Below are 26,967 nucleotides of genomic sequence, written 5' to 3' on the forward strand. Positions count from 1 at the left end.
CTGCTAATGATATTTCCCACTAATACCTTTAAGTCCATGAAGTATTCCCTGCCAGATAAAATATAGATAACGAAATTTCTTACGCTGCCATGGTAATATGGCGAGATATTTAGAGAGGCGTAATACTATAGAAAGAACACTGAATATCCTGGGAACGGGTAAAAGTTTTCTCAGCAGCAACAAATTTCTACAAAGATAATATACTTTCCATTCGGGGCAGATACACCTTCCATGAATAGAGATATCATGAATAAATTTAATTTCTGGGGAGTAACGAATTTTCTGCCCGGACAATACTAGCTTATAACCAAAGAAAAAATCATCATAATAAAGGAAAAGTTCATCATGGATATCGTTAAGATGGTTATTCAATACCTTTCGATCAATAATCATACCAACGAATGACACAGTTTGAACATCAGTAACCTGAGTTCTTACTGGAGAAAACCTCTCTGGGCGTATGACATAATAAATAGTCTCAAACACCGTAGATGGAACCCTGATGAAAGGCAAATTCATCCGACAAGACCGTCCATAGGTGTCCTGAACTCGCGACGCAAATATACGGTATCTTGAGGTATCTAATAACGAGAAATGCTTTAAAATATTAATTTCCGGGTAAGCATCATCATCATAGAAAAATACCCAATCGGCATTACTATATGAGCATATATATTGACTACCTACTTTAAATCCGCCAGCACCACCAAGATTATCTTTAAGATTAAGTATCGTGATGCCAGGTTCACTTAATGAAGAAAGCCATTCCCTGGTACCGTCGCTTGAGCCATTATTAACGATAACAATAGAGGAAAAACCCGCCTTAACAGTCTCTCGCACACTTTTTTTAATTTCTCAAGACGGTTAAAAGTTACGATTAGCGCTGTACACTTCATCAAACGGTAACTGTAAAAGCTGGCATTTCTTTTTGTTCATATAGCGACGTTAAGTATACGTCCGCCGTCTGTAATGCTTCAGCTATCGTGATGTCCATATCGAGATAACGATAAGTGCCAAGACGACCAATGAAAGTAATATTTTTTTCTTTTTTAGCCCGCGACAGATATTTATTCAGTAAATCCATTTTATCTGCCCTGCGAACAGGATAGTAGGGTATATCACCAGCTTCACATTCCCGACTATATTCTTGATAACATATTGAAGCTTCATGTCTCTCCCACGGAGAAAAATATTTGTGCTCAGTAATCCGAGTATAAGGAGTATCTATTGAACAATAATTCATTACTGCGCATCCTTGATAATCACTCTGGCAAATTATTTTTTTAAAGTCTAATGTACGATATTCCAGTCGGCCATATTGACAGGAGTAAAAGGCATCCAGCGCGCCACTGAAAAAAACATGATCATAATCTGTCCGCATTTCCTGAGTGAAGGAGCGACATAGTTCAACAGCGATATTTTCGTGTTCGACAATGGACTTGACCATTTGTGTATAACCAAATTTTGGTATTCCCTGAAACTTATGATTGAAATAGTTATCATCATAATTAAAGCGAACAGGGATACGTTTCAATACAGAAGCGGGTAACGCGGAAGGATGAAGCCCCCATTGTTTAATGGTATAACCTTTAAAAAAGGCTTCATATAACTCTTTACCAATGAAACGCAAGGCCTGTTGCTCAAAATTTTGTGGTTCCAGAATGGTGCTATCACATTTTTGAAGCAGTAATTTCCTGGCGTCATCAGGTGAGCAGGCGACACCAAAAAATTGATTGATGGTATGAAGATTGATAGGTAGAGAAAATACCTGACCATTTACTGTGGCCTTAACCTTATTGATATAAGGCATCATCTCAGCGTATTTATTTACATAATTCCATACAGTTTCATTATCAGTATGAAAAATATGAGGACCATAAACGTGCACCATAATACCCGTGTGCTCATCTCGGGCATCATAAGCGTTACCACCGATATGCGAACGTTGATCAATAATATTGACTACATGTCCCTGCTCGGCTAACTGGCGTGCTATTACTGCGCCTGAAAGGCCCGCACCTACAATTAGTATCTTTTTACGTTGCATTATTTTTGTCACTCTGTTCGCAGACACAGATAATATTAGATAGTTTATCCAGAACCATTTTCATTTATATCAGAAGGGTAAAGTGAAATTTACTCAACGCATCCAGATAATTCCACGCTACCGCCACAGCGCGTAAACCCTCGCACTGATTACAGATTCATTAATGTCACACGTTATGCGGTATTTCCGGACAACGATGATTGCCATATTTATTTTGTGAAGATAACTCATTCAGAACGCAACATTATGGGTCTGAATACCGCGCGACATGATGTAAATATGCTGTCAGCATAAATCCGGTGCGTTACCGGCCCCAGTTTTTACCAACCCACTCTGTTGACTGATGTCCGGGCCGACGTCCGGTATCCTTATTCTTACCGCATCAGATAGCGGTACTCCTGTCGGGATATCCCAGCGTTGTTTCAGCGTCTGCTCCGCGAGCCAGACCTGCCTCACGCCGGTTCCCAGCATACGGGCCGTCATTTCCGGGCTACAGCCTGACAACAGTAATCCCAGCACCCGCCGTCCCTGTTTTGGCAGACGCTCTGACAGTAACCTGACCAGCGTGCGGCTGTTTATCTCCATCACCAGCTCCGGCACGCTCAACGCGCTTTTCATCTCCTCCTCGTAAGGCAATGTCTGTAGTGATGACCATATGGCAAGCTCAGCCATTCTGGCCAGAACCCTTACCGACATGGCGCGTTTAATCAGCCTCAGATGGCGGAAGTAACCTTCCACGCTGACGTCAACCGGTAAAAACGCGTTACTGCTGCAAAAAACCACTGTCCGCGGATAACGCTGAAAAACCTGTTGCCACAGCAGAAGCTGGGTTGATGGCCGTCCGGCGGATATCACCATCGCGCCGGGCCACCGACGCAACCGATCCAGCAGCCCTTCTGGTGTCCTGAGACGAACGCAGTCCTCCACGCAAAGGCCGCCGGTATCCGGAAACTGCGCAGGATTTTCGCCTGACTGACAAAACATAATCAGCCGGAGAGGCGGCAGTACTCTGGTTAACGTCTGCATATCAGTACGTCAGAACCTGATACAGGCTGAATAACGCTGCGACGGTGGAGACCGCCAGCAGGAGCAAAAATATTTTCGCCCCCATACTGTATCGGCACTTACTGGTGCCCCCCTTCCGGTGGATATTTCCGCATATTCTTGCGTCATCAGATTGTTCTCCTCTGGCCATTGCCGACCCGGCACTGCGCCAGCAACGGCAGCTTCGTGTTGTGGAAACAACATGTCCGCACCCTTTCGTGGACCGGGAGCCATTCCATGTCTGTATGAAAAATGACGTCTGGCTCTATCTAAACACAGCACTCTGACACCCTGTCCGGTTCTGCTTTTCGGCTGCACAGGCCGTCAGTCCCCCTGGTAGTACATGCTCCTGCCGCAGGGTAATTCTGCCCTGTGCGGAGTACAAAATGACAAATAGAAAACACAGTAATATATTGATTTATATGTTGATTATGTAAATCAGCTTTCCCTGAACAGACTTATCTGTGATTTAACAATATGATTCAAAAGGTAAAATAAAGGATTTAATTCTTTGATATGATAATTAATCAGCATTAAGTATTATTTAATACGTTTTTTTAACACTTAAAATTAACATTTTGTGCAGGCAGGACAAAAATGGATACAGCATAGTGCTGGTTGGACCAGGTAAATTTTCCCTTAGTTTTTTTATTGTTATATGGATAACTCCTTAATAAGCAATAGATTACGATTGTATGACTCTTGTGTGGAAGGGGTAAATCTGAGAGGATGATGAAAGCGCGAAGCGGACTTAACTTTTTGAATCAGAACGTACGGTTATACTCGACGTTTTTTTCGCCATATTCCATGAAAACGCCCGGCGTTACTTGCGGTGTATCTTACGGTGTGCTGGATATTCCTGTGCCCCAGATAGTCCTGTATGAGTCGTGTATCAATCCCTTTATCAGCAAGGGCGTAGCCGCAGGCATGTCGCAGCATATGAGGATGTGGCGCTATCGTTAATTCGGCCAACCGCCCTGCCTCACGAAGTATGTAAAAAAATTGTTGCCTGCTGAGCGGATGCCGTCGCAACGACAGGAACAGCCAGTCTCCGTCAGCCCCTTTCTCAAGATACTTCCTGGCCCTGAGCCAGCTTTTCAGTACGTTATACTCATCGGGAAGGAGGGGGTGACACGTTGAAAAGCCATTTTTGAGGCGCCGGATATAAAGCTGTCTTCCTGCAAGATCAATATCCGACAAGCGCAGCCCCAGCAGCTCACTGGCCCGGAAGCCGTGAATAAACGCCATCAGGATTAAGCAGTGGTTTCTTTCCGGGAAGGGCATTCTGTCGGTCGCTGACAGCAGTTTTTCAATCTCTTCTTGCGTAAGATATTTTCTTTTCACAAAACAAATCCATCATAACAAAATGAGTAATATACTAAAAAATCACTGATCAGATGAGTTTAATTTTCGCTAAAAAAGTTGCTATGCGTAAACAGCTTAAAATCCATATAGCTGGCAATCTGGCACGCTATCCATGACGTGATAGTGAAACAGCGAATCAATCTGGCTTCAATCTCCTGATAAGTCGTCATGACGAGGAATATAAATGCTAAAAATGAGGCTATCGTGAGGTAAATCAATCAGAAAGGGGTAATAAAGAGTCAGGTAGTTTACCCGCCCCGGAGGTTTGATTAGATGGCGATAGCTAACAATATCATAATGATTTTCAAAAACTCTGCTGCTAACAGCAATAAGCTCATCATACTGGCTATTACAGCATCACTTGGTTATTTTTAAAATAATATATTATAAGGGGATTTATATAGTATTGAATAAATCCCTCTTCCTGACATTAAGAGAACAGAACACGATAATTTTTAGCAGCCGTAATATAATAGCTTCAATCGTCGGGCCTCAGGCAATAACGTGTATATTACGCGCATTGAACGCGGCGCGTAGCCTGCGTGCGAATGCAAGCGCATACTCGCCGTCGCCATGAATGCACACCGTTTGCGCCGTGACAGTCGTCCACACGCCAGTAACGCTTTTCACTCTCCCGGCTTGCACCATGTCCAGCGTTTGCGCCAGCGCCTGCTCTTCGTCGTGAATCAGAGCGCCAGGTTGCATGCGCGGCACCAGACTACCGTCGGCCTGATAGCCGCGATCGGCAAACACCTCCTGCCGCGTCACCAGGCGACAGCGTTCACCGGCCCGGATCAGCTCGCTTCCCGCCAGTCCAACCAGTATCAGTGACGGATCATAGTCGTGTACCGCTTTCGCAATCGCCTGTGCCAGACGGGGATCTTTCGCCGCCTGGTTATAGAGCATACCGTGCGGTTTGACATGGCGCATCACGCCGCCTTGCGCCTGAACAATCGCCCCCAGCGCGCCGATTTGGTACAGCGTCTGGGCATATACCGTTTCCGGCGGCAAAACCATCGCCGTCCGCCCAAAATTATCCCGATCCGGAAAGCTGGGATGCGCGCCGATCGCCACGCCGTTTTTCAGCGCCTCGCGCACGCAGGTCAGCATGGTTTGCGCATCACCGGCGTGAAAACCACTGGCGATATTGGCGGAGGAGACCAGCGTTAATAATTCGCTGTCGCTGGCGCAACCTTCGCCCAAATCCGCATTTAAATCAATGTTCATGCTGAAGTCGCCAGGTAAGCTGTTCCAGATAGCGCTGACGCTCGCGGCGCGCGTTGAGCGCCTCCTCCAGCGAACATTGCACAAAATGGATCGGTTGTCCTAGCGGGATCTGCGCCAGATGGTACATATCTGCCTCGATGATGTAGGCAATGCGCGGATAGCCGCCAGTTGTCTGGGCATCATTCATTAGCACAATAGGTTGACCGTTGTAAGGCACCTGTACGACACCGGGCAGCAAACCGTGCGACAGCAGTTCGCGATCCGTTGTCCGCGTTAACGATTGTCCCTGCAAACGATAGCCCATGCGATTACTTTGCGGACTGAGCTGCCATGGCGAACGCCAGAACGCTTCTTGCGAGGCGCGATCGAATTCACGGTATTCCGGCCCCGGCAGCGCACGGATGCGATTCCCCCACAGTAACTGCTTCACGCCCTGCGGCCCGCTAAACTGTCGCGATGGTTTACCCGTCGCCAACCGATCGCCATCTTTTAGCAGCCGTCCTTCCAGCCCACCGATACCGGACTTCAGATCGGTACTACACGATCCCATCACCTCCGGCACAGCAATACTGCCCGCTACCGCCAGATAGCTACGCATCCCGTGAAGCGGTCGATGCAGCGTAAGACGCTGACCCGCTTTTACCGGCAATCGCCAGCCGGTCCAGACCGGTTGATCATCCAACTGCGCCTCGCAGCCTGCGCCGGTAAGAGCGAACCAGGTCTCATTTTCAAATTCGACAACCAGTTGACCGAGAGTGATTTCCAGCGCCGGGGCATTCGCATCGTTCCCGACCAGGAGATTAGCGGTCTGAAAGGCGGGTTTATCCAGCGCACCGCAGTGACTCAGCCCCGACTGACGAAAGCCGTGGCGCCCGCTATCCTGCACGGAGGTGTAAATCCCCGCGCGAATAATATTCAGCATATTCCCTCCTTTTGCGGCACAAAGCGTACGCTATCGCCAGGGCGTAGCAGAACCGGAGGCTCCCGCATCGGATCGAATAACTTCAACGGCGTGAGGCCGATCAGCTGCCAGCCGCCCGGCGTGGATAATGGATAAATACCCGTCTGCGCGCCGCCGATGCCGACAGAACCGGCCGGAACCTGCAGGCGCGGCTCCGCGCGTCTGGGCATATGGAGCGGTTCTGGTAAATTCCCAAGATAGGGAAAGCCAGGCTGAAAGCCTAAAAACCAGACGACATACTCAACGGAGGCATGTAGCTCCACGACCTGCTTTTCACTCAAACCGCTGTGTCGTGCCACCGCCGCCAGATCCGGCCCGCCTGCGCCGCCATAGATCACCGGGATCTCAACCGAACGCGAGTCCGGCTCCAGCGCCTCGCTCTCTTCCCACCAGCGCTGCAGACGCTCAATCGCATCCAGCGCCAGGGTTTGCGGTTCCCGCAAGATCACGGTGATATTGTTCATCCCGGGAATGGCTTCCACCACGTTCGGCATATCGACCAGACGCTGCGTCAGACGCCAGATGCGTTTCTGGCTCGCCAGCGTAATCGGCGGTTCAAGTTCCAGGACGACCGCCGTTTCGCCTAACAGATAACAACGCGCTCGCTGCACTTTATTACCTCTCAGTTATGCCGGGTTAGGGATATCAATAAACGTCACATCCAACGCCGTGTTTTCGTTCAACCATTCGCTCAGGGCGCGAATACCGCCGCGTTCAGTGGCATGGTGCCCGGCGGCATAAAAATGCAGCCCCTGTTCGCGCGCGGAATGAATGGTCTGTTCAGACACCTCGCCGGTAATAAAAGCATCCACGCCGAAGCGGGCGGCGCTATCAATAAAACTTTGCCCGCCGCCGGTACACCAGGCGACACGCTGAACATTCTCTGGCCCGGTATCGCCGCACCATAGCGGTTTACGCCCCAGACGCGCTTCAATCCATGAGGCCAGTTCCAGCCCCGGCACCGGCATTGAGAGCTCTCCCCACGGCACCAGCGGCTCAATTTCTCCTTTCACGGTAATGCCCAATAGCGCCGCCAACTGCGCATTGTTGCCCAGCTCAGGGTGCGCATCCAGCGGCAGATGCCAACCGTAAAGGTTAATATCATTTGCCAGTAACGTTTTTAAGCGACGGCGTTTCATGCCGCGAATAACCGGAGACTCGCCTTTCCAGAAGTAACCATGATGAACAATGACCGCATCGGCCTGCAAACGCACCGCCTCATCGAGCAGCGCCTGACTTGCGGTCACGCCGGTAACGATTTTCTGTACCGTCTCTTTTCCTTCGACCTGTAAACCATTCGGCGCATAATCGCTTATTGCCGCACTGTTCAGCTTGTCGTTAATCAGTTGTTCCAGCTCGGTGTTTTTCATCATCGCTCCCTTTAACCCACGTTCTACTTTCCCGTTACGGGTTCAGCCTCCGTTAACATAGCCTCCCGTTAGCCGTTCGTCGATAAACATTTGTTTGACACATCAAGAAACAATCACCCCCGGGTTTGGCGCAAATTACTTAGCAAAACACGATCGGTTTCATGTATATTTATGCAATCAGAACGCATATTACAGAAAAAATCAGTTCTGTATCATGTTGGTAACTTTAAGGAAACACGGCGATACGGCAGGCTTAATAAGCCCACAAAGAAAGGCATTATCTGAGAATGCCGCGTTCTTGCCGCAGCGTCTCTATCCCGGAAATACGATGAATAAACAAGCATCTCAACCCCGCGCTATTTACTACGTTGTCGCCCTGCAAATTTGGGAGTACTTCAGCTTTTATGGTATGCGCGCCCTACTGATTCTTTATCTCACCAATCAGCTAAAATACGACGATAACCACGCCTATGAGTTATTCAGCGCTTATTGTTCGCTGGTCTACGTAACGCCAATTCTCGGCGGCTATCTGGCGGATAAGGTGCTTGGCAACCGAATGGCAGTCATGCTGGGCGCATTTTTAATGGCTATAGGTCATTTAGTGCTGGGCGCCAGTGAGATCGCGCCGACATTCCTTTATCTGTCGCTGGCGATCATTGTCTGCGGCTACGGCCTGTTTAAATCGAATATTAGCTGCCTGCTGGGCGAACTGTACCAGCCGGAAGATCCGCGCCGCGACGGCGGGTTCTCGCTGCTTTACGCAGCGGGCAATATTGGTTCGATCGTGGCGCCTATCGCCTGCGGCTATGTGCAAGAGGAGTACAGTTGGGCGATGGGCTTTGCGCTCGCCGCCATTGGTATGCTGGCGGGGCTGGTGATCTTCCTGTGTGGAAATCGTCATTTCACCCACACCACCGGCGTGAATAAAGCCGTGTTGTGCGCCAGAAACTACCTGCTGCCGAACTGGGGCTGGCTGTTAATTCTGCTGGTAGCGGCGCCGTTGCTGATTACCGTTCTGTTCTGGAAAGAATGGTCTGTCTATGCCTTAATCGTGGCGACCGCGATCGGCCTGGTCGTGCTGGCAAAAATTTATCGCCAGGCGCAAACGACAAAACAACGCAAAGAACTGGGGCTGATTGTCACCCTGACCCTGTTCAGTATGCTGTTCTGGGCGTTTGCCCAGCAGGGCGGCAGTTCTATCAGCCTGTATATCGACCGCTTTGTGAACCGCGATATTCTGGGCTATTCCGTTCCTACCGCCATGTTCCAGTCGGTGAACGCCTTTGCCGTGATGCTGTGTGGGGTCGTCCTGGCCTGGCTGGTTAAAGAGAGCGTAAGCGGTAATCGCACCGTGCGTATCTGGGGCAAATTCGCGCTGGGTCTCGGTCTGATGAGCGCCGGATTCTGTATTCTGACCCTGAGCGCACGCTGGTCCGCCGCTTACGGACACTCCTCAATGCCGCTGATGGTGCTGGGACTGGCGGTGATGGGCTTTGCCGAGCTGTTTATCGACCCGGTCGCCATGTCGCAAATTACGCGCATTGACATCCCCGGCGTCACCGGCGTATTAACCGGAATTTATATGCTGCTGTCCGGCGCGATAGCTAACTATCTGGCAGGCGTCATCGCTGACCAGACCTCGCAAAGCGCCTTCGACGCCAGCGGCGCGGTTAATTACGCCATAAACGCCTATGTGGATGTTTTTGAACAGATCACTTGGGGCGCGTTAGCCTGCGTAGGGGTTGTCCTGCTGATTTGGCTGTATCAGTCCTTCAAATTCAAAAGCCGCGCGCTGGCCGTCGAATCCTGATAGCAGAAGGCCCGGTAGTTTGCGCTACCGGGCCTGTATCACGCCCCTTTTCTCGCCGCCTCATAGGCGGAAAGCGTTGCGATTCTCGCCTGTTTGTGCTCCACAATAGGCCGAGGATAATCAAGTACGACTCCCGCTTTTTCCGCCCACCGCCACGGCTCGTGAATCGCTTTTCCAGGTATATCGCGTAATGCCGGTAGCCACTGGCGGATAAATTCGCCGTCGCGATCGAACCTCTCTCCCTGAGTCGTGGGATTAAAAATACGAAAATAAGGCGCGGCATCGGTACCGGTTGAAGCGGCCCACTGCCAGCCGCCATTATTGGCGGCAAGATCGCCGTCAATAAGCTGCGACATGAAATAGCGCTCCCCCAACCACCAGTCAATTAGCAGATCTTTTACCAGAAAGCTGGCGGTAATCATGCGTAAACGGTTATGCATCCAGCCCGTCGCGTTAAGCTGGCGCATCGCCGCATCGACAATGGGATAACCGGTTTCGCCTTTCTGCCATGCCTGAAAATAGTGCGGGTTCTCCTGCCACGCGACGCGTTTTGTCCAGCGGATAAACGGCTGGTGTTTGCATAATGCCGGATACCAGGTCATTAAATGACGGTAAAACTCCCGCCAGATGAGCTCATTCAACCAGACGCTTCCCGGCCCGCCGTCCAGCGCCTGCGGCTGCTCCGCCAGTAATCGGTGCAGGCACTGTCGCGGCGACAGGCCACCCGTCGCCAGGCTGGCGGAAAGCCGACTGGTGCCGTCAACCGCAGGGAAATCGCGCCGTGACGCATACTCGTCTGCGCCCTGCGAGCAAAAATGACGTAGCTGCGCGATGACCGCGTTTTCTTCCACCGGGAAAAGCGCGGCGTCAAACGCCTGTTGCGGGTAGTTAAGCGAGACTGGCGTTAAGGGTATAGAAAGCGCGCCGCTCACCCGGATCTTCGGGGCCGGAACGCACGGCGGGATATCCTCTTTTAGCCGTTTCAACCAGGCGTTTTTAAACGGCGTAAAAACTTTATACATTTCATGATTGCCGGTCATCACCGCGCCGGGCGCCAGAATCACGCTATCGTCAAAGCCTTCGCAGATGACAGATGGCAGCGTTTTTTCCACCGCCGCATCACGCTGACGCTCGTTAAACTCATACTGATAGTTATAAAACAGATGGCTGACGTCATGCTGCCGGCAAACGTTTTTAACCGTCTCAATACTGGCGTTAAAATCCGCCACTTCATGAAACAGCAGCGGAATCCCTTTCTCTGCAAGGGCCGTCTGTAGCGCATTGAGCTGCGCGCTGATGAATGCCGCCTGCCGCGGCGCCATATCATGGGCCTGCCACTGGGCGGGGGTGGAAATATAAAGCGCCAGCACCCGCGCGGATGCATCGCGGCAGGCGGCGGCCAGCGCAAGGTTATCCTGTAAACGCAGATCGCGCCTGAACCAGACTAAATGGGTGGGCATACAACTCCTGAAAGATGAAACGTCACGGCGAATAGCGTTAAACAGTGTAGACCCTGGCGCATAAAAAAACCGCCAGCGTGGCGGCTGACGGTTTTTCAGGCTGGTCGCGATTAATAAAAGTCGCAGGTGGCTTTTTCAGCCTGCGCCATCCATACCGGTTTATCACTGGTTTTCGACCAGACACGGTGCAGATAACTATAAAAACGCGCGCGGTCTTTCCAGAAGAGCATCACCGGCAACGCCAGCACGCCTGCGGTCACCGCGAAAGCACGACGGGCAAAAATGACATGCGCCGGATAGTCTTTATAGTGTTCCATACGTTTCCCCCCTTTATACCGACGCTATCCGCCCCGGTATAGATTGAATCGGTGAATAGCACCGAAAAATTGAACCTCGTTACCTGATTAAAATAGTACCGCTTTCGGTGTAATTTTACTACTCATCCGACCACTTATTTTCACGCTTTTCCAGCAGATTTACATTCAAAGTGTAAATTAGTTACAAAAAGGTTAAATTAATACTAATCATTGGTTAAATAATGGTCTTTGCCATTTTTATACTTTTTTTACACTCCGCCCGCCAATTTTTGCGAAATCTTTGCAGCCAAAAAATTACCTTTCTCAGGAGTAAAACAATGCCACTGGAGGTGCTCTGTGAGTGCAGGCGTGATAACCGGCATCGTGCTGGTTTTCTTACTTTTAGGTTATCTGGTCTATGCCCTGATTAATGCGGAGGCGTTCTGATGGCCGCGCAAGGATTTTTACTGATCGCCAGTTTTTTACTGATTTTATTGGTACTGGCGAAACCGTTGGGTTCGGGCCTGGCAAGGCTCATCGCCGCCGTTCCGTTGCCGGGCGTGGCTGGCGTTGAGCGTATCCTCTGGCGGACTCTTGGCATTACCGACCACGAAATGAACTGGCGTCAGTATTTACTGGCGCTACTGACGCTCAATCTGCTGGGACTGGGCATCCTGTTTTGCCTGCTATTCTGGCAGGAGTGGCTGCCCTTAAATCCGCAGCGGCTACCGGGGCTGTCCTGGGATCTGGCGCTGAATACCGCCGTCAGCTTTGTCACCAATACCAACTGGCAAGCCTACAGCGGCGAAAGCACGCTGAGCTACTTTAGCCAGATGGCGGGGCTGACGGTGCAAAATTTCCTGTCGGCGGCGACCGGGATTGCGGTGGTTTTTGCGCTTATCCGCGCCTTTACGCGCCAGAATGTGCACACGCTGGGTAATGCCTGGCAGGATCTGGTACGCATTACGCTATGGATATTATTTCCTGTCGCGTTAATTATCGCGCTGTTTTTTATCCAACAAGGCGTACCGCAAAACCTGTCGGCTTATCAGCCCATCACCACCCTTGAAGGCGCTAAACAACTCTTGCCGATGGGGCCGGTTGCTTCGCAGGAGGCGATCAAAATGCTTGGCACCAACGGCGGCGGTTTCTTTAACGCCAACTCTTCGCATCCGTTCGAAAACCCCACCGCGCTCACTAATCTGGCGCAGATGCTGGCGATATTTTTGATTCCAGCCGCGCTCTGTTTCGCCTTTGGCGAAGCGGCGGGCGATCGCCGTCAGGGACGCGCGCTACTGTGGGCAATGTCATTCATTTTTGTGGTCTGCGTAGCGGTAGTGATGTGGGCGGAAGTTCAGGGAAATCCACATCTGTTGGCGGCGGGCGCGGACAGTAGCGTCAACATGGAGGGTAAAGAAACACGCTTTGGCGTGCTGGCCAGCAGCCTGTTTGCCGTCGTCACGACCGCGGCGTCCTGCGGGGCGGTAAATGCCATGCACGACTCGTTTACCGCTCTGGGCGGTATGGTGCCGATGTGGCTGATGCAAATTGGCGAAGTGGTCTTTGGCGGCGTCGGTTCAGGCCTGTATGGCATGTTGCTGTTTGTCCTGCTGGCGGTGTTTATCGCGGGGCTGATGATCGGTCGCACGCCGGAATATCTGGGGAAAAAAATCGACGTGCGCGAAATGAAAATGACCGCGCTGGCGATTCTGGTCACGCCGATGTTGGTCTTGTTGGGTTCGGCGCTGGCGATGATGACGGATGCCGGACGCAGCGCAATGCTGAACCCTGGCCCGCACGGTTTTAGCGAAGTGCTATATGCCGTCTCCTCTGCCGCCAACAACAACGGTAGCGCCTTTGCAGGTCTGAGCGCTAACTCGCCTTTCTGGAACTGTTTGCTGGCGTTCTGCATGTTCGTCGGCCGTTTCGGCGTGATTATTCCTGTCATGGCCATCGCCGGATCGCTGGTCAGTAAAAAAGTACAGCCGGCCAGTCAGGGAACGCTGGCGACCCACGGCGCGCTATTTATTGGACTGCTCATCGGCACGGTACTGCTGGTCGGCGCGCTGACGTTTATTCCTGCCCTGGCGCTTGGCCCGGTAGCGGAACATTTCTCTTTACCTTGAGCGATGTGGAGTACATTGATATGAGTCGCAAGCAACTGGCGCTGTTTGAACCTGTTTTACTCGTACAGGCGCTAACGGATGCCGTAAAAAAATTAAGCCCACGCGCCCAGTGGCGTAACCCGGTGATGTTTGTGGTCTGGGCCGGCAGCGTGCTAACCACTCTGTTAACGCTCGCTATGGTAACAGGACAAATAGCGGGAAGCGCCTTGTTTACAGGGGTGATCAGCCTGTGGTTATGGTTCACTGTACTGTTCGCCAATTTTGCCGAAGCGCTGGCGGAAGGCCGCAGCAAAGCCCAGGCAAACAGTCTGAAAGGGGTGAAAAAGACCGCGTTCGCTCGTCGGCTGCGCGCCCCGCGCCATGATGCGCAGGCCGATAACGTGCCCGCCGCTGAACTGCGGAAAGGCGACATTGTCCTGGTCAAAGCGGGCGATATTATTCCCTGCGATGGCGAGGTCATCGAAGGCGGCGCCTCGGTGGATGAAAGTGCGATTACCGGCGAATCCGCCCCCGTGATCCGCGAGTCCGGCGGCGATTTCGCCTCTGTCACCGGCGGCACGCGAATTCTTTCCGACTGGCTGGTGATTGCCTGTAGCGTCAATCCTGGCGAAACCTTTCTTGACCGGATGATCGCGATGGTGGAAGGCGCGCAGCGGCGGAAAACGCCTAACGAGATTGCCCTGACGATTTTGCTCATCGCCCTGACCATTGTCTTTTTACTGGCGACCGCCACCCTGTGGCCCTTCTCCGCCTGGGGCGGTAACGCGGTCAGCGTCACCGTGTTGGTGGCGTTGCTGGTGTGCCTGATCCCCACCACCATCGGTGGGCTACTCTCCGCCATTGGCGTAGCCGGAATGAGCCGAATGTTGGGCGCGAACGTCATCGCCACCAGCGGCCGCGCCGTAGAAGCCGCAGGCGATGTCGATGTGTTACTGCTGGATAAAACCGGCACTATCACGCTCGGCAACCGCCAGGCGTCCGATTTTATTCCCGCCCGAGGGGTGGACGAACGCGCGCTGGCTGACGCCGCGCAGCTCGCTTCGCTGGCCGACGAAACGCCGGAAGGCCGCAGCATTGTGATCCTCGCCAAACAGCGCTTTAACCTGCGTGAACGCGATATGCAGTCGCTTCATGCCACCTTTGTTCCGTTTACCGCGCAAAGCCGCATGAGCGGGATTAATATCGATAACCGGATGATCCGTAAAGGCTCGGTGGACGCGATTCGGCGTCATGTCGAGAGCAATGGCGGCCATTTTCCCGCCGATGTCGAGCAAAACGTCGAGAACGTGGCGCGTCTGGGAGCGACGCCGCTGGTGGTCGTGGAAGGCGCGCGCGTACTGGGTGTTATCGCCCTCAAGGATATCGTTAAAGGCGGCATTAAAGAACGTTTCGCCCAGCTACGAAAGATGGGCATTAAAACGGTGATGATCACTGGCGATAACCGCCTGACGGCGGCAGCGATTGCCGCCGAAGCCGGTGTGGACGATTTTCTTGCCGAAGCCACGCCGGAAGCCAAGCTGGCGCTGATCCGTCAATATCAGGCGGAAGGACGGCTGGTCGCCATGACCGGCGACGGCACTAACGATGCCCCGGCGCTGGCGCAGGCTGACGTCGCGGTGGCGATGAACTCCGGCACCCAGGCGGCGAAAGAAGCCGGTAATATGGTGGATCTGGACTCTAACCCGACCAAGTTGATTGAAGTGGTGCATATCGGTAAGCAGATGCTGATGACGCGCGGCTCGCTCACCACCTTCAGTATCGCGAATGATGTAGCGAAATATTTCGCCATTATTCCCGCCGCGTTTGCCGCTACCTATCCGCAGCTAAACGCGCTCAACGTGATGGGGCTGCATTCGCCGAACTCCGCCATTCTGAGCGCGGTGATCTTTAACGCCCTGATTATCATTTTTCTGATCCCGCTGGCATTAAAAGGCGTGAGTTATAAGCCGCTTTCCGCATCGGCCATGCTGCGCCGTAATTTATGGATCTATGGTCTGGGTGGTCTGGTGGTGCCGTTTATTGGCATCAAAGTGATTGATGTGCTGCTGACCCTGCTGGGTCTGGCATGAGGTGTATGATGATCGGTTTACGTCCTGCTTTTTCGACAATGTTATTTCTGCTGTTATTGACCGGCGGCGTGTATCCGCTTCTGACCACGGCGCTGGGGCAGTGGTGGTTTCCCTGGCAGGCTAATGGCTCGCTGATTCATAAAGACAATGTGATACGCGGCTCAGCGCTTATCGGACAATCGTTTACCGCCGCGGGCTATTTTCATGGCCGGCCCTCCGCCACCGCCGATACGCCTTATAATCCACTGGCGTCGGGCGGAAGCAACCTGGCCGCCAGCAATCCCGAACTGGATGCGCAAATTCAGGCCCGCGTCGCCGCGCTACGCGCCGCTAACCCCCAGGCGAGTTCCGCGGTTCCGGTTGAGCTGACGACGGCGTCGGCAAGCGGGCTGGATAATAATCTGACGCCCGGCGCCGCGGCATGGCAAATCCCCCGCGTGGCGGCGGCTCGCCAGCTTCCCGTTGAACAGGTCGCGCAACTGGTTGCAGAATATACGCACAGGCCGCTGGCGCGCTTTCTTGGGCAACCGGTGGTGAATATTGTTGAGCTTAATCTGGCGCTGGATGCGCTACAGGGACACAGAGCGAAATGAACGACGAACCCTTGCGTCCTGATCCGGATCGCTTGTTGGAACAAACGCCCCCGCCCCACCGGGGGAAGTTGAAAATTTTCTTCGGCGCCTGCGCAGGCGTCGGAAAAACCTGGGCGATGCTGGCGCAAGCGCAGCGGCTGCGAGCGCAGGGGCTGGATGTGGTGATCGGCGTGGTAGAGACGCACGGCCGTGAAGAGACCGCCGCACTACTTGACGGGCTGACCATTCTGCCGCCAAAACGTCACTCGCACCGGGGGCGGCAAATTCGCGAATTTGACCTGGATGCCGCCCTCGCCCGGCGTCCGGCGCTGATTTTAATGGATGAGCTGGCGCACAGTAACGCGCCTGGCTCACGCCATCCTAAGCGCTGGCAGGATATTGAAGAGCTGCTGGAAGCGGGAATCGACGTTTTCACCACCGTGAACGTACAACATCTGGAAAGTCTGAACGATGTGGTGAGCGGCGTCACGGGGATTCAGGTGCGCGAAACCGTCCCCGATCCCTTTTTTGATGCCACTGATGAAGTCGTACTGGTCGATCTGCCGCCCGACGATCTGCGCCAACGGCTCAACGAAGGTAAAGTGTATATCGCCGGTCAGGCGGAACGCGCTATTGAACATTTTTTCCGCAAGGGCAATCTGATCGCCCTCCGCGAGCTGGCGCTACGCCGGACAGCCGATCGCGTGGACGATCAGATGCGCGCCTGGCGCGCGCATCCGGGCGAAGAAAAAGTATGGCACACCCGCGATGCGATTTTACTGTGTATCGGGCATAACACCGGCAGCGAAAAACTGGTGCGTACCGCGGCGCGTCTGGCCTCCCGGCTCGGCAGCGTCTGGCACGCCGTCTATGTCGAAACGCCAACGTTACACCGCTTACCGGAAAAACAACGGCGGGCTATTTTAAGCGCGCTGCGCCTGGCGCAGGAGCTTGGCGCGGAAACCGCCACCCTGTCCGATCCCGCCGAAGAGAAAGCGGTCGTGCGCTATGCCCGCGAGCATAATCTGGGGAAAATCGTCATGGGCCGCCCGGCGTCGCGACGCTGGTGGCGACGTGACGCTTTCGCCGACCGTCTTGCCAGGCGCGCGCCGGATCTCGATCAGGTGATCGTCGCGCTGGAAGAGCCGCCAGCCCGCGCATTGGCGCAAACGCCTGATAACCGTCCTTTTAAAGAGAAATGGCGTGGGCAGATTCAGGGCTGTCTGGTCGCCGTGGCGCTTTGCGCCATCACCACGCTTATCGCTATGCAGTGGCTTGTCACCTTCGACGCCGCCAATCTGGTGATGCTCTATTTGCTGGGCGTAGTGGTGATTGCGCTGCTTTACGGACGCTGGCCGTCGGTGGTAGCGACGGTGATTAACGTGGCGAGTTTCGATCTCTTTTTTATCGCGCCACGCGGTACGCTCGCCGTTTCGGACGTGCAGTATTTGCTGACCTTTGCCGTGATGCTGACGGTTGGTCTGGTGATTGGCAATCTTACTGCCGGGGTGCGCTATCAGGCGCGCGTCGCCCGTTATCGGGAACAGCGTACCCGCCATTTATATGAAATGTCTAAAGCGCTGGCCGTCGGGCGTAGCGAACATGATATCGCCGCGACCAGCGAGCGGTTTATCGCCTCGACGTTTCAGGCGCGCAGCCAAATTTTATTACCTGATGCTAACGGTAAGTTGCTGCCTCTCACCCACCAGCAAGGCATGACGCCGTGGGACGACGCAATTGCGCGCTGGAGTTTTGATAAAGGCCAGCCTGCCGGCGCAGGCACCGATACCCTCCCTGGCGTGCCTTATCAAATCCTGCCGCTGAAAAGCGCCGATAAAACGTACGGTCTGGCTATCGTCGAACCGGGTAATTTGCGTCAGTTAATGGTGCCGGAGCAGCAACGCCTGCTGGAAACATTCACTCTGCTTGTCGCCAACGCGCTGGAACGACTGACGCTGACCGCCAGCGAAGAACAGGCGCGTCTCGCCAGCGAGCGAGAAAGTATTCGCAACGCTCTGCTGGCGGCGCTGTCGCATGATTTACGCACGCCGCTGACGGTATTGTTCGGCCAGGCGGAAATTTTGACGCTGGATTTAGCCAGCGCAGGATCGCCCCACGCGCGTCAGGCCAGTGAAATCCGCCAGCATATTCTCAACACCACCCGGCTGGTGAATAATTTGCTGGATATGGCGCGTATTCAGTCCGGCGGGTTTAATCTTAAAAAAGAGTGGCTGACGCTGGGAGAGGTCGTCGGTAGCGCGTTACAGATGTTAGAGCCGGGTTTATTGCATCCGATTACATTGTCGCTGCCGCAACAGTTAACACTTATCCATGTCGATGGCCCTTTATTTGAGCGTGTCCTGATCAACTTGCTGGAAAACGCCGTTAAGTATGCCGGGCCGCAGGCCAGTATCGGCATTGATGCTGCGGTTAAGGACGATCGTTTACAACTGGATGTCTGGGATAGCGGGCCGGGTATTCCTGCGGGGCAAGAACAGAAGATTTTCGATAAATTCGCCCGCGGCAACAAAGAGTCCGCCGTCCCCGGCGTGGGGCTGGGGCTGGCGATTTGCCATGCTATCGTAGAGGTACACGGCGGCACGCTTACCGCCTATAATCGACCGCAGGGCGGCGCCTGTTTCCGTGTGACGCTGCCGCAAGGAAAACCACCTGAACTTGACGATTTTCATGAGGATATGTGACAAACGTTCTGATTGTTGAAGATGAACAGGCCATCCGCCGCTTTCTGCGCGCCGCGCTGGAAGGCGACGGCCTGCGCGTGTATGAAGCTGAAACATTACAACGTGGTTTACTGGAAGCCGCCACGCGAAAGCCCGATCTGATTATTCTCGATCTCGGCCTTCCGGACGGCGACGGAATCGATTTCATTCGCGACCTGCGTCAGTGGAGCGCAATACCGGTGATTGTCCTTCCCGCCCGCAGCGAAGAAAGCGATAAGATTGCCGCGCTTGACGCCGGAGCTGATGATTACCTGAGCAAGCCATTCGGCATTGGCGAGCTGCAGGCGCGTTTGCGTGTCGCGCTGCGACGGCACGCCGCCAGCCCTTGCGCCGATCCGATCGTCCGCTTTTCCGGCGTGACGGTCGATCTCGCCGCACGGTTGATCCACCGTGGCGACGAAGAAATCCATCTGACGCCGATTGAGTTCCGCCTGCTGGCGGTATTACTCAATAATGCCGGCAAGGTATTAACCCAACGGCAGTTATTAAACCAAGTCTGGGGCCCTAACGCCGTGGAGCATAGCCACTATTTGCGCATCTATATGGGACATTTACGCCAGAAACTGGAACAAGATCCCACCCGCCCACGCCATTTTATTACCGAAACCGGAATTGGCTATCGCTTTATGCCGTGAATAGCTATTCATTATTTTTAAATAACTTCTAATTTTTATGTCATTTATTTTCGGCGTCGCGAATAATTATTTTCGCGGCGATATTATATTTTATAGAGGATATAAAAAACATATAATTAACATTTAAGAAACAATCCGTTATTTCACAGCACGATATGCATAATCGCCGACTAATTATTTTTCAAATGATCGTTTTTTGTTGATCTGGTTCACAGATTGCTGGCGCTTCCTGGATAAAATATCCATGCTTTCAATAAATCAATGAAAGGATCTCAAAATGGAAAATAATAATCGTTTTATGCCCCATATAAGGCGGACAACGCATATTATGATGTTTGCCTGCCGTAATAGTTTCGACTTTCATTTCTTTAATGCCCGGTAGTTTTTCTGCTACGGGTACTTCAGCATACAGGTCTTTCCGACCCTTATGTCATTCAGGTCTATTGCCTAAATAACTCGAATTGTTAAAAGCGACAGTACGGTAATTCCTTTACGCGCAGCCAGCTAACTATGTGGTTTGACAGAAGAAATTCCGACTCAGCGCAATTTTAGTTATCACGGTTTCTGCCTGTATATCGTAGTACTCAACTCCTTAAATCCTGAATTTCCTGCAACCGGACGGGTTGGGATTTATTACATCTAAAATAAAGCTAATTTACTGATTTTTTTATCAGCGGGATAGCTTTGATTTTTTCCGGAAGAATCAGTTTCTCATGCGAGAAATTGAGGGCCTGCTATTACCTGAAATAAAGAGATGAAAAAATGTCAGAATTAAAAATTGCCGTTAGCCGTCATTGCCCGGATTGTTTTTCTACACACCGTAATATTGTAAATGTTGATGAGAGTCGTTTCATCGACGTGGCTGCCATCGTGTTATCCATCGACGACATTGAACACGGAAAACTCGATGAAATCGACGCAACGGGTTACGGTATTCCCGTGTTTGTCGCGACACATGACGAAGGGCGCGTACCGCCTGAGTATTTGCCGCGTATCTCTGGTGTATTCGAATATAATGAATCCCGTACTGCCTTCTATGGTCGCCAGTTGGAAACCGCGGCAAGCCACTACGAAACGCAGTTACGCCCGCCGTTTTTCCGCGCGCTGGTGGATTATGTCAACCAGGGCAACAGCGCATTTGACTGCCCGGGGCATCAGGGCGGCGAATTCTTCCGCCGTCATCCTGCCGGTAATCAGTTCGTGGAATACTTTGGCGAAACGCTCTTCCGCTCCGACCTATGCAACGCGGACGTGGCGATGGGCGATCTGCTGATTCACGAAGGCGCGCCTTGCATTGCGCAGCAACATGCGGCGAAAGTCTTTAACGCCGATAAGACCTACTTTGTGCTGAACGGGACCTCCTCCTCTAACAAAGTCGTACTCAACGCGCTGTTAACGCCGGGCGATCTGGTACTGTTTGACCGTAACAACCACAAATCTAACCACCACGGCGCATTATTGCAGGCGGGCGCAACGCCAGTTTATCTGGAAACCGCGCGTAACCCGTATGGTTTTATCGGCGGGATCCGACGCTCATGCTTCGAAGAAGATTACCTGCGCGAGCTGATTAGCGAAGTCGCGCCGCAGCGTGCCCGCGAAGCACGTCCATTCCGTCTGGCCGTCATCCAGTTAGGCACCTACGACGGTACCATTTATAACGCCCGTCAGGTCGTTGATAAAATTGGTCATCTGTGCGACTACATCCTGTTTGACTCCGCCTGGGTCGGCTATGAACAATTTATTCCGATGATGGCCGATTGTTCGCCGCTGCTGCTGGAACTGAACGAAAACGATCCGGGTATTCTGGTGACGCAGTCCGTTCATAAACAACAAGCCGGTTTCTCCCAGACCTCGCAGATCCATAAAAAAGATAGCCATATCAAAGGGCAATCGCGCTACGTTCCGCATAAGCGCATGAACAACGCCTTTATGATGCATGCCTCCACCAGCCCGTTCTATCCGCTGTTCGCCGCGCTGGACGTTAACGCCAAAATGCACGAAGGCGTCAGCGGTCGCAATATGTGGATGGATTGCGTGGTTAACGGCATCGATGCCCGTAAATTGATCCTCGAAAACTGTCATCACATCCGTCCGTTCGTACCGGAACTGATTGATGGTAAGCCGTGGCAGTCATACCCGACGTCAGAGATCGCCAGCGATCTGCGCTTCTTCCACTTCGTTCCGGGAGAACACTGGCATGCGTTTGAAGGCTATGCCGAACATCAGTACTTTGTCGACCCTTGCAAACTGCTGCTCACCACACCGGGCATTAATGCAGCGAGCGGCGAATATGAAGACTTTGGCGTTCCTGCCACGATCCTCGCCAACTTCCTGCGCGAGAACGGCGTTGTGCCGGAAAAATGCGACCTCAACTCCATTCTGTTCCTGCTGACGCCGGCAGAAGACATGGCGAAGTTACAACAGCTTGTCGCTCTGCTGGCTCGTTTCGAAAAACTGCTGGAAGCTGATGCGCCGTTAGCGGAAGTATTACCGTCCATCTACAAACAGCATGAAGCGCGTTATGCCGGCTATACCCTGCGTCAGCTTTGCCAGGAGATGCACGATCTCTATGCGCGGCACAACGTGAAACAGCTGCAAAAAGAGATGTTCCGTAAATCGCATTTCCCGAAAGTCAGTATGAACCCGCAAGAGGCCAACTATGCCTATCTGCGCGGCGAGGTCGAACTGGTTCGCCTGCCGGAAGCGGAAGGTCGTATCGCGGCTGAAGGCGCTCTGCCTTACCCGCCGGGAGTGCTGTGTGTAGTTCCGGGTGAAATCTGGGGCGGTTCTGTCCTGCGTTACTTCAGCGCCCTGGAAGAAGGGATCAACCTGCTGCCGGGCTTTGCGCCTGAACTGCAGGGCGTTTATATCGAAGAACACGACGGCCGTAAGCAGGTCTGGTGCTACGTCATTAAACCTCGTGACGCGCAGCGCTCCCTGCTGAAGGAGGAAAAATTATGAGTAAACCTAAATCCAATAAAATGGGTGTCGTGCAGCTCACAATTCTGACTATGGTCAACATGATGGGCTCCGGGATCATCATGCTACCGACCAAACTGTCTGAAGTCGGCACGATATCCATTATCTCCTGGCTGGTCACCGCCGTCGGCTCGATGGCGCTGGCCTGGGCGTTTGCGAAATGCGGTATGTTTAGCCGTAAATCCGGCGGCATGGGCGGTTACGCCGAATATGCCTTCGGTAAATCCGGCAACTTTATGGCGAACTATACCTACGGCGTCTCGCTGCTGATCGCCAACGTGGCTATCGCCATCTCCGCTGTCGGCTATGGTACCGAACTGTTCGGCGCCGCGCTGACGCCGCTCCAGATCGGTCTGGCGACTATCGCCGTATTGTGGGTTTGTACCATCGCAAACTTTGGCGGCGCGCGTATTACCGGACAGATCAGTAGCGTTACCGTTTGGGGCGTCATCATTCCGGTTGTCGGCCTGTGCATCATTGGCTGGTTCTGGTTTAGCCCCAGCATGTACGTAGCGTCATGGAACCCGCACCATGTTCCGTTCTTTAGCGCGGTCGGTTCTTCCATCGCCATGACGTTGTGGGCATTTCTTGGACTGGAATCCGCCTGCGCCAACGCAGACGTGGTCGAGAATCCGGAAAAGAACGTCCCCATCGCGGTACTGGGCGGTACGCTGGGCGCGGCGGTCATCTATATCGTTTCGACTAACGTGATTGCCGGGATTGTGCCGAACATGGATCTGGCGAACTCCACGGCGCCGTTTGGTCTGGCGTTTGCACAGATGTTCACGCCTGCGGTAGGTAAAGTGATCATGGCGCTGATGGTAATGTCCTGCTGCGGCTCGCTGCTGGGCTGGCAGTTCACTATCGCCCAGGTCTTTAAATCCTCCGCTGACGAAGGCTATTTCCCGAAAGTCTTCTCTCGTGTAACGAAAGTCGACGCGCCGGTACAGGGGATGCTGATTATTGTGATTATTCAGACTGGCCTGTCGCTGATGACCATTAGCCCGTCGCTGAATAGTCAGTTTAACGTCCTGGTTAACCTGGCGGTGGTGACGAACATTATTCCGTATATTCTGTCGATGGCCGCGTTGGTTATCATTCAGAAAATGGCGAATGTGCCGTCATCAAAAGCGAAAGTCGCTAACTTCGTGGCCTTCGTTGGTGCCATGTATAGCTTCTACGCGCTCTATTCCTCCGGTGAAGAAGCCATGCTGTACGGCTCAATTGTGACCTTCCTCGGCTGGACGTTATACGGCCTGGTCTCACCGCGTTTTGAATTGAAAAATAAACACGGCTGATGGCGCGCCCGGGCTGCGGTAACGGTAGTCCGGGCATTTTCACACTTTGAATAAGATAATAGAAATGAGTAATCCAGAACGGGAAGTCACTGATATAGCAGAAATACTGGCTATTCTCAGTAAACACGAAGTGTGTCGGATAGGGTTTAACGACAATCTCTGTCCGTATGTTGTCCCCGTAAATTTTGGCTACGAGTATCAGAACGGACGCTGGATATTTTATTTTCACGGCGCACGCACCGGGAAAAAGATGCGTCTGTTACGTAAGAACCCGGCAGTATGCATTGAAATGGACGGCGACCATGCATTACTACGTGCCGATGACCCCTGTGATTATAGCTACGCCTACACCAGCGTTTTCGCCACCGGACTGGCATCGATATTGCAAACGCGCGAGGAGATGCGCCACGGCCTGGACGTCATTATGCGCCAGACCGATCCGGGAAAAACCTTCAGTTATCGGGAAGATATGATGAAAGCGGTTTGCGTGGTGCGTATCGAATGCGACGCCCTCACCTGCCGCCGACATCTGGCGACTCAGAGCGAATAAGTCAGATATCACAAGCGCCTTATCCGGCCTGGAGGCGATTTACAGGCCTGATAAGCGCAGCGCCGTTAATACAAAAAAGGAGCCGTAAGGCTCCTTTTTCTTCCATATCGCCCATCAGGCGTTTTTCAATACTTCGCTAACGATTTCAACGGCTTCTTTCTCAATCTGCTTGCGATGTTCTTCCCCCAGGAAGCTTTCGCAATAGATCTTGTAAGCGTCTTCCGTACCGGATGGACGCGCGGCGAACCAGCCGTTATCGGTCATTACCTTCAGGCCGCCAATCGATGCGCCATTACCCGGCGCTGCGGTAAGACGCGCGGTGATCGGGTCGCCTGCCAGCGTGCTGGCGCTGACCATTTCCGGAGACAGTTTAGACAATGCCGCTTTCTGCACGGAGGTCGCGCTCGCCTGCAGACGGTTATAGCTCGGCGCGCCAAAACGCGCTGCCAGTTCATTGTAATGCTCTTGCGGTTTTTTCCCGGTAACGGCGGTGATTTCCGCCGCCAGCAGGCACATGATGATCCCGTCTTTATCGGTAGACCACGGCGTACCGTCGAAACGCAGGAACGAAGCGCCCGCGCTCTCTTCCCCGCCGAAACCAAAGCTGCCGTCGAACAAACCGTCAACAAACCATTTGAAGCCTACCGGCACTTCCACCAGCTTGCGTCCCAAGTCATTCACCACGCGGTCAATCATCGCGGAAGAGACCAGCGTTTTACCGACAGCCACGTCTTTGCCCCACAGCGGACGATGCTGGAACAGATAGTTAATGGCGACCGCCAGATAATGGTTCGGGTTCATCAGCCCTGCAGGCGTCACGATGCCATGACGGTCGTAGTCCGGGTCGTTGGCGAAGGCCAGGTCAAACTTGTCACGCAGCGCCAGCAAACCCGCCATCGCGCATTCGGAGGAGCAATCCATACGGATCGCGCCATCTTTATCAAGGTGCATAAAGCGGAAGGTTTGATCAACCTGATCGTTGACTAACGTCAGGTTAAGCTTGTAATGCTCAGCGATACGTTTCCAGTATTCAATACCGGAGCCGCCCAGCGGATCAACGCCCAGCGTCAGACCGGCTTTCTGAATCGCCGCCATATCAACGATATCCGCCAGCCCTTCGACAAATGGCTGTACCAGATCTACCGCTTTAACGTGGCCCGAGGTCATTGCCGCATCCAGAGAGATGCGCTTAACGCCTTGCAAGCCGCCCGCCAGCAGCGCATTGGCGCGATCTTCTACCACTTTAGTAACGTTGGTATCCGCCGGGCCGCCATTGGGCGGATTATATTTAATACCGCCATCTTCCGGCGGGTTGTGCGACGGCGTAATGACAATACCGTCTGCCAGCGGGCCGCCTTTTTTGTTATGGACCAGGATAGCATTTGACACGGCAGGCGTTGGCGTGAAGCCATTATTTTCCTGCACGATAACGTCTACGCCGTTTGCCGCCAGCACTTCCAGTACGGAAATGAAGGCCGGCTCCGAGAGCGCATGGGTGTCTTTCCCCACATAGCAAGGGCCGGTAATGCCATTCTTCGCCCGCTCTTCAGCAATCGCCTGGGCGATCGCCAGAATATGCGGTTCGTTGAAACTGTGACGACCTGCGCTGCCGCGATGGCCGGAAGTGCCAAATTTCACGGCATGTTCTGCATTCCCTGCCTCCGGTTTCAGTACATAATACTGCGCCGTCAGTTGGGCGACGTTAATCAAATCACTCTGTTGCGCGGGTTGTCCTGCGCGGTTGTGGATTGCCATTGCCTGGTCCTTCTAATGCAAGGATTAAATTGTTCCGCAAACCTTTTCAATCAATTCCGCCGGGAATTGCATTGACTGCATAATGTGTTCGATCATGCTGCATTTACGGCCGGTGTTGGTGTTGGTGATCACCCAGTACGGCGTGCCGGGAACGTGCTTAGGTTTAGTTTGATTCCCATTTTTCAGCAGCGTTTGTTCATCCGCCGCAAAATAGACGCGCGTGCGGCCATGCAACGACTCCGTCGCCTCCGCAAACGCGTGGTGATCCAGTGAATAGAGTGTAGTCAGAATCAGCATAAAGCGGTTGACCGCTTTTTTCTGCTCGGCATATTCGTCAGACAACAACAGCTCACGCATCGCGCGAACTTTGTCTTTTACCGGGTTGACCGGTTTCGCTTCGGCAACGGGTTGCGCCGCGGGCGTCCCCTTCACCGCTGAAGCCGTTGGCTGTGTCGTGGCGGAAAACTTCAACATACGCCGTAAAATGTCGGATGCGCTCTCGCCGATATGCTTGGTGTGGCTGGCAATATAGCTATAGAGTTCATCATCAACTTCAATCGTTTTCATCTTAATCCAGTGCGATGTCTTTGCTGAATACAAGTCATTGGGATTATAGGAACAAATCCCAACAGCGGATAGCGTTAAGCCCGGCTGACAAAAAA

The 26,967-nt window shown here is 53.0% G+C and carries 23 protein-coding genes and 2 pseudogenes; 11 read left to right on the forward strand and 14 right to left on the reverse strand.

From position 1 onward, the window contains the following. Nucleotides 1–3 precede the first annotated feature (3 nt). The 10 genes and pseudogenes from J4685_RS10280 to ybgI all read right to left on the reverse strand — a co-directional run bounded on the left by J4685_RS10280 (nucleotide 4) and on the right by ybgI (nucleotide 8,014). Nucleotides 4–899 (reverse strand): annotated as a pseudogene (locus J4685_RS10280) (glycosyltransferase). Continuing rightward, nucleotides 896–2,047 (reverse strand): UDP-galactopyranose mutase, encoded by a 1,152-nt coding sequence (glf, locus tag J4685_RS10285; protein ID WP_001669310.1) that lies wholly within the window; start codon nucleotides 2,045–2,047, stop codon nucleotides 896–898. Before glf ends, J4685_RS10280 begins: the two are co-directional and overlap by 4 nt. A gap of 285 nt (nucleotides 2,048–2,332) precedes the next feature. Continuing rightward, the gene (locus J4685_RS10290; RefSeq protein WP_001194234.1) at nucleotides 2,333–3,073 is read right to left on the reverse strand and encodes a hypothetical protein; all 741 of its coding nucleotides are present in this window, start codon (nucleotides 3,071–3,073) and stop codon (nucleotides 2,333–2,335) included. A gap of 1 nt (nucleotide 3,074) precedes the next feature. Next, nucleotides 3,075–3,409: pseudogene (locus J4685_RS22545) on the reverse strand (hypothetical protein). Nucleotides 3,410–3,868: 459 nt separating this feature from the next. Continuing rightward, a complete protein-coding gene (locus tag J4685_RS10295; protein ID WP_000824702.1) occupies nucleotides 3,869–4,435 on the reverse strand; it encodes a tyrosine-type DNA invertase in 567 nt (188 codons plus the stop codon). Between the two features lie 59 nt (nucleotides 4,436–4,494). Continuing rightward, nucleotides 4,495–4,626 carry a hypothetical protein gene (locus J4685_RS10300; RefSeq protein ID WP_001521652.1) on the reverse strand — a complete coding sequence of 44 codons (132 nt, stop codon included), beginning with the start codon at nucleotides 4,624–4,626 and terminating at the stop codon, nucleotides 4,495–4,497. A 322-nt stretch (nucleotides 4,627–4,948) separates the two neighbouring features. Next, a complete protein-coding gene (pxpA, locus tag J4685_RS10305) occupies nucleotides 4,949–5,683 on the reverse strand; it encodes a 5-oxoprolinase subunit PxpA (RefSeq protein ID WP_001017915.1) in 735 nt (244 codons plus the stop codon). Next, on the reverse strand, nucleotides 5,673–6,605 hold the full coding sequence (pxpC, locus tag J4685_RS10310) for a 5-oxoprolinase subunit PxpC (protein WP_000932051.1): 933 nt from the start codon (nucleotides 6,603–6,605) through the stop codon (nucleotides 5,673–5,675). Before pxpC ends, pxpA begins: the two co-directional genes overlap by 11 nt. After that, entirely contained in the window at nucleotides 6,599–7,255 is a 657-nt protein-coding gene (gene pxpB / locus J4685_RS10315) for a 5-oxoprolinase subunit PxpB (RefSeq protein WP_001188371.1), read from the reverse strand. The genes pxpC and pxpB overlap by 7 nt, the downstream gene beginning before the upstream one ends. A gap of 15 nt (nucleotides 7,256–7,270) precedes the next feature. After that, the gene (ybgI, locus tag J4685_RS10320) at nucleotides 7,271–8,014 is read right to left on the reverse strand and encodes a radiation resistance protein YbgI (RefSeq protein ID WP_000798844.1); all 744 of its coding nucleotides are present in this window, start codon (nucleotides 8,012–8,014) and stop codon (nucleotides 7,271–7,273) included. 328 nt (nucleotides 8,015–8,342) lie between these two features. Between ybgI and J4685_RS10325 the strand changes: the two genes are divergently transcribed. Next, a complete protein-coding gene (locus J4685_RS10325; protein WP_001041128.1) occupies nucleotides 8,343–9,824 on the forward strand; it encodes an MFS transporter in 1,482 nt (493 codons plus the stop codon). Between the two features lie 38 nt (nucleotides 9,825–9,862). On the opposite strand, the gene phrB is transcribed toward J4685_RS10325, so the two are convergent. Together phrB and J4685_RS10335 are read right to left on the reverse strand one after the other, a co-directional pair. Continuing rightward, complete coding sequence (phrB, locus tag J4685_RS10330) at nucleotides 9,863–11,284, reverse strand: deoxyribodipyrimidine photo-lyase (RefSeq protein ID WP_001142015.1); 1,422 nt, start codon at nucleotides 11,282–11,284, stop codon at nucleotides 9,863–9,865. A 110-nt stretch (nucleotides 11,285–11,394) separates the two neighbouring features. Next, entirely contained in the window at nucleotides 11,395–11,601 is a 207-nt protein-coding gene (locus tag J4685_RS10335) for a YbfA family protein (protein ID WP_000401435.1), read from the reverse strand. A gap of 336 nt (nucleotides 11,602–11,937) precedes the next feature. Here J4685_RS10335 and kdpF point away from each other — a divergent pair, with 336 nt between their 5' ends. From kdpF to J4685_RS10385, 10 genes are all read left to right on the forward strand, one after another. Further along, nucleotides 11,938–12,027, forward strand: a complete 90-nt coding sequence (gene kdpF / locus J4685_RS10340) for a K(+)-transporting ATPase subunit F (RefSeq protein ID WP_001670793.1) — start codon at nucleotides 11,938–11,940, stop codon at nucleotides 12,025–12,027. Beyond that, the gene (kdpA, locus tag J4685_RS10345) at nucleotides 12,027–13,706 is read left to right on the forward strand and encodes a potassium-transporting ATPase subunit KdpA (RefSeq protein WP_000730078.1); all 1,680 of its coding nucleotides are present in this window, start codon (nucleotides 12,027–12,029) and stop codon (nucleotides 13,704–13,706) included. The genes kdpF and kdpA overlap by 1 nt, the downstream gene beginning before the upstream one ends. A gap of 20 nt (nucleotides 13,707–13,726) precedes the next feature. Further along, nucleotides 13,727–15,775, forward strand: a complete 2,049-nt coding sequence (gene kdpB, locus J4685_RS10350) for a potassium-transporting ATPase subunit KdpB (RefSeq protein WP_000088032.1) — start codon at nucleotides 13,727–13,729, stop codon at nucleotides 15,773–15,775. A gap of 8 nt (nucleotides 15,776–15,783) precedes the next feature. After that, nucleotides 15,784–16,368, forward strand: coding sequence for a potassium-transporting ATPase subunit KdpC (gene kdpC, locus J4685_RS10355; RefSeq protein ID WP_001539480.1), 585 nt, complete (start codon nucleotides 15,784–15,786; stop codon nucleotides 16,366–16,368). After that, nucleotides 16,365–19,049, forward strand: a complete 2,685-nt coding sequence (gene kdpD, locus J4685_RS10360) for a two-component system sensor histidine kinase KdpD (protein ID WP_000997474.1) — start codon at nucleotides 16,365–16,367, stop codon at nucleotides 19,047–19,049. The genes kdpC and kdpD overlap by 4 nt, the downstream gene beginning before the upstream one ends. Further along, the gene (kdpE, locus tag J4685_RS10365) at nucleotides 19,046–19,723 is read left to right on the forward strand and encodes a two-component system response regulator KdpE (protein WP_000186047.1); all 678 of its coding nucleotides are present in this window, start codon (nucleotides 19,046–19,048) and stop codon (nucleotides 19,721–19,723) included. The genes kdpD and kdpE overlap by 4 nt, the downstream gene beginning before the upstream one ends. 277 nt (nucleotides 19,724–20,000) lie before the next feature. After that, on the forward strand, nucleotides 20,001–20,105 hold the full coding sequence (gene speFL / locus J4685_RS10370) for a leader peptide SpeFL (RefSeq protein ID WP_113771962.1): 105 nt from the start codon (nucleotides 20,001–20,003) through the stop codon (nucleotides 20,103–20,105). 380 nt (nucleotides 20,106–20,485) lie between these two features. After that, entirely contained in the window at nucleotides 20,486–22,684 is a 2,199-nt protein-coding gene (gene speF, locus J4685_RS10375) for an ornithine decarboxylase SpeF (protein ID WP_001292406.1), read from the forward strand. Further along, nucleotides 22,681–24,000, forward strand: coding sequence for a putrescine-ornithine antiporter (gene potE, locus J4685_RS10380; RefSeq protein ID WP_000042658.1), 1,320 nt, complete (start codon nucleotides 22,681–22,683; stop codon nucleotides 23,998–24,000). The genes speF and potE overlap by 4 nt, the downstream gene beginning before the upstream one ends. Before the next feature lie 64 nt (nucleotides 24,001–24,064). Next, entirely contained in the window at nucleotides 24,065–24,550 is a 486-nt protein-coding gene (locus J4685_RS10385; RefSeq protein ID WP_000070053.1) for a pyridoxamine 5'-phosphate oxidase family protein, read from the forward strand. Between the two features lie 114 nt (nucleotides 24,551–24,664). On the opposite strand, the gene pgm is transcribed toward J4685_RS10385, so the two are convergent. Next, nucleotides 24,665–26,305 carry a phosphoglucomutase (alpha-D-glucose-1,6-bisphosphate-dependent) gene (gene pgm, locus J4685_RS10390; RefSeq protein WP_000974390.1) on the reverse strand — a complete coding sequence of 547 codons (1,641 nt, stop codon included), beginning with the start codon at nucleotides 26,303–26,305 and terminating at the stop codon, nucleotides 24,665–24,667. A 24-nt stretch (nucleotides 26,306–26,329) separates the two neighbouring features. Continuing rightward, the gene (seqA, locus tag J4685_RS10395) at nucleotides 26,330–26,872 is read right to left on the reverse strand and encodes a replication initiation negative regulator SeqA (protein WP_000848395.1); all 543 of its coding nucleotides are present in this window, start codon (nucleotides 26,870–26,872) and stop codon (nucleotides 26,330–26,332) included. Nucleotides 26,873–26,967 lie beyond the last annotated feature (95 nt).

The organism is Salmonella sp. 32100201201700099SM (assembly GCF_017572645.1).
Classification (GTDB): domain Bacteria; phylum Pseudomonadota; class Gammaproteobacteria; order Enterobacterales; family Enterobacteriaceae; genus Salmonella; species Salmonella enterica.

What these genes read in the sequence shown, in the direction of transcription:
- potE (WP_000042658.1), top strand. Translation starts at nt 22,681, where the DNA reads ATGAGTAAACCTAAATCCAATAAAATGGGTGTCGTGCAGCTCACAATT.
- J4685_RS10290 (WP_001194234.1), bottom strand. Translation starts at nt 3,073, where the DNA reads ATGCAGACGTTAACCAGAGTACTGCCGCCTCTCCGGCTGATTATGTTT.
- seqA (WP_000848395.1), bottom strand. Translation starts at nt 26,872, where the DNA reads ATGAAAACGATTGAAGTTGATGATGAACTCTATAGCTATATTGCCAGC.
- J4685_RS10300 (WP_001521652.1), bottom strand. Translation starts at nt 4,626, where the DNA reads ATGACGACTTATCAGGAGATTGAAGCCAGATTGATTCGCTGTTTCACT.
- pxpC (WP_000932051.1), bottom strand. Translation starts at nt 6,605, where the DNA reads ATGCTGAATATTATTCGCGCGGGGATTTACACCTCCGTGCAGGATAGC.
- J4685_RS10385 (WP_000070053.1), top strand. Translation starts at nt 24,065, where the DNA reads ATGAGTAATCCAGAACGGGAAGTCACTGATATAGCAGAAATACTGGCT.
- pgm (WP_000974390.1), bottom strand. Translation starts at nt 26,305, where the DNA reads ATGGCAATCCACAACCGCGCAGGACAACCCGCGCAACAGAGTGATTTG.
- kdpA (WP_000730078.1), top strand. Translation starts at nt 12,027, where the DNA reads ATGGCCGCGCAAGGATTTTTACTGATCGCCAGTTTTTTACTGATTTTA.
- ybgI (WP_000798844.1), bottom strand. Translation starts at nt 8,014, where the DNA reads ATGAAAAACACCGAGCTGGAACAACTGATTAACGACAAGCTGAACAGT.
- J4685_RS10325 (WP_001041128.1), top strand. Translation starts at nt 8,343, where the DNA reads ATGAATAAACAAGCATCTCAACCCCGCGCTATTTACTACGTTGTCGCC.
- glf (WP_001669310.1), bottom strand. Translation starts at nt 2,047, where the DNA reads ATGCAACGTAAAAAGATACTAATTGTAGGTGCGGGCCTTTCAGGCGCA.
- speFL (WP_113771962.1), top strand. Translation starts at nt 20,001, where the DNA reads ATGGAAAATAATAATCGTTTTATGCCCCATATAAGGCGGACAACGCAT.
- J4685_RS10335 (WP_000401435.1), bottom strand. Translation starts at nt 11,601, where the DNA reads ATGGAACACTATAAAGACTATCCGGCGCATGTCATTTTTGCCCGTCGT.
- speF (WP_001292406.1), top strand. Translation starts at nt 20,486, where the DNA reads ATGTCAGAATTAAAAATTGCCGTTAGCCGTCATTGCCCGGATTGTTTT.
- kdpB (WP_000088032.1), top strand. Translation starts at nt 13,727, where the DNA reads ATGAGTCGCAAGCAACTGGCGCTGTTTGAACCTGTTTTACTCGTACAG.
- kdpC (WP_001539480.1), top strand. Translation starts at nt 15,784, where the DNA reads ATGATCGGTTTACGTCCTGCTTTTTCGACAATGTTATTTCTGCTGTTA.
- phrB (WP_001142015.1), bottom strand. Translation starts at nt 11,284, where the DNA reads ATGCCCACCCATTTAGTCTGGTTCAGGCGCGATCTGCGTTTACAGGAT.
- pxpA (WP_001017915.1), bottom strand. Translation starts at nt 5,683, where the DNA reads ATGAACATTGATTTAAATGCGGATTTGGGCGAAGGTTGCGCCAGCGAC.
- kdpD (WP_000997474.1), top strand. Translation starts at nt 16,365, where the DNA reads ATGAACGACGAACCCTTGCGTCCTGATCCGGATCGCTTGTTGGAACAA.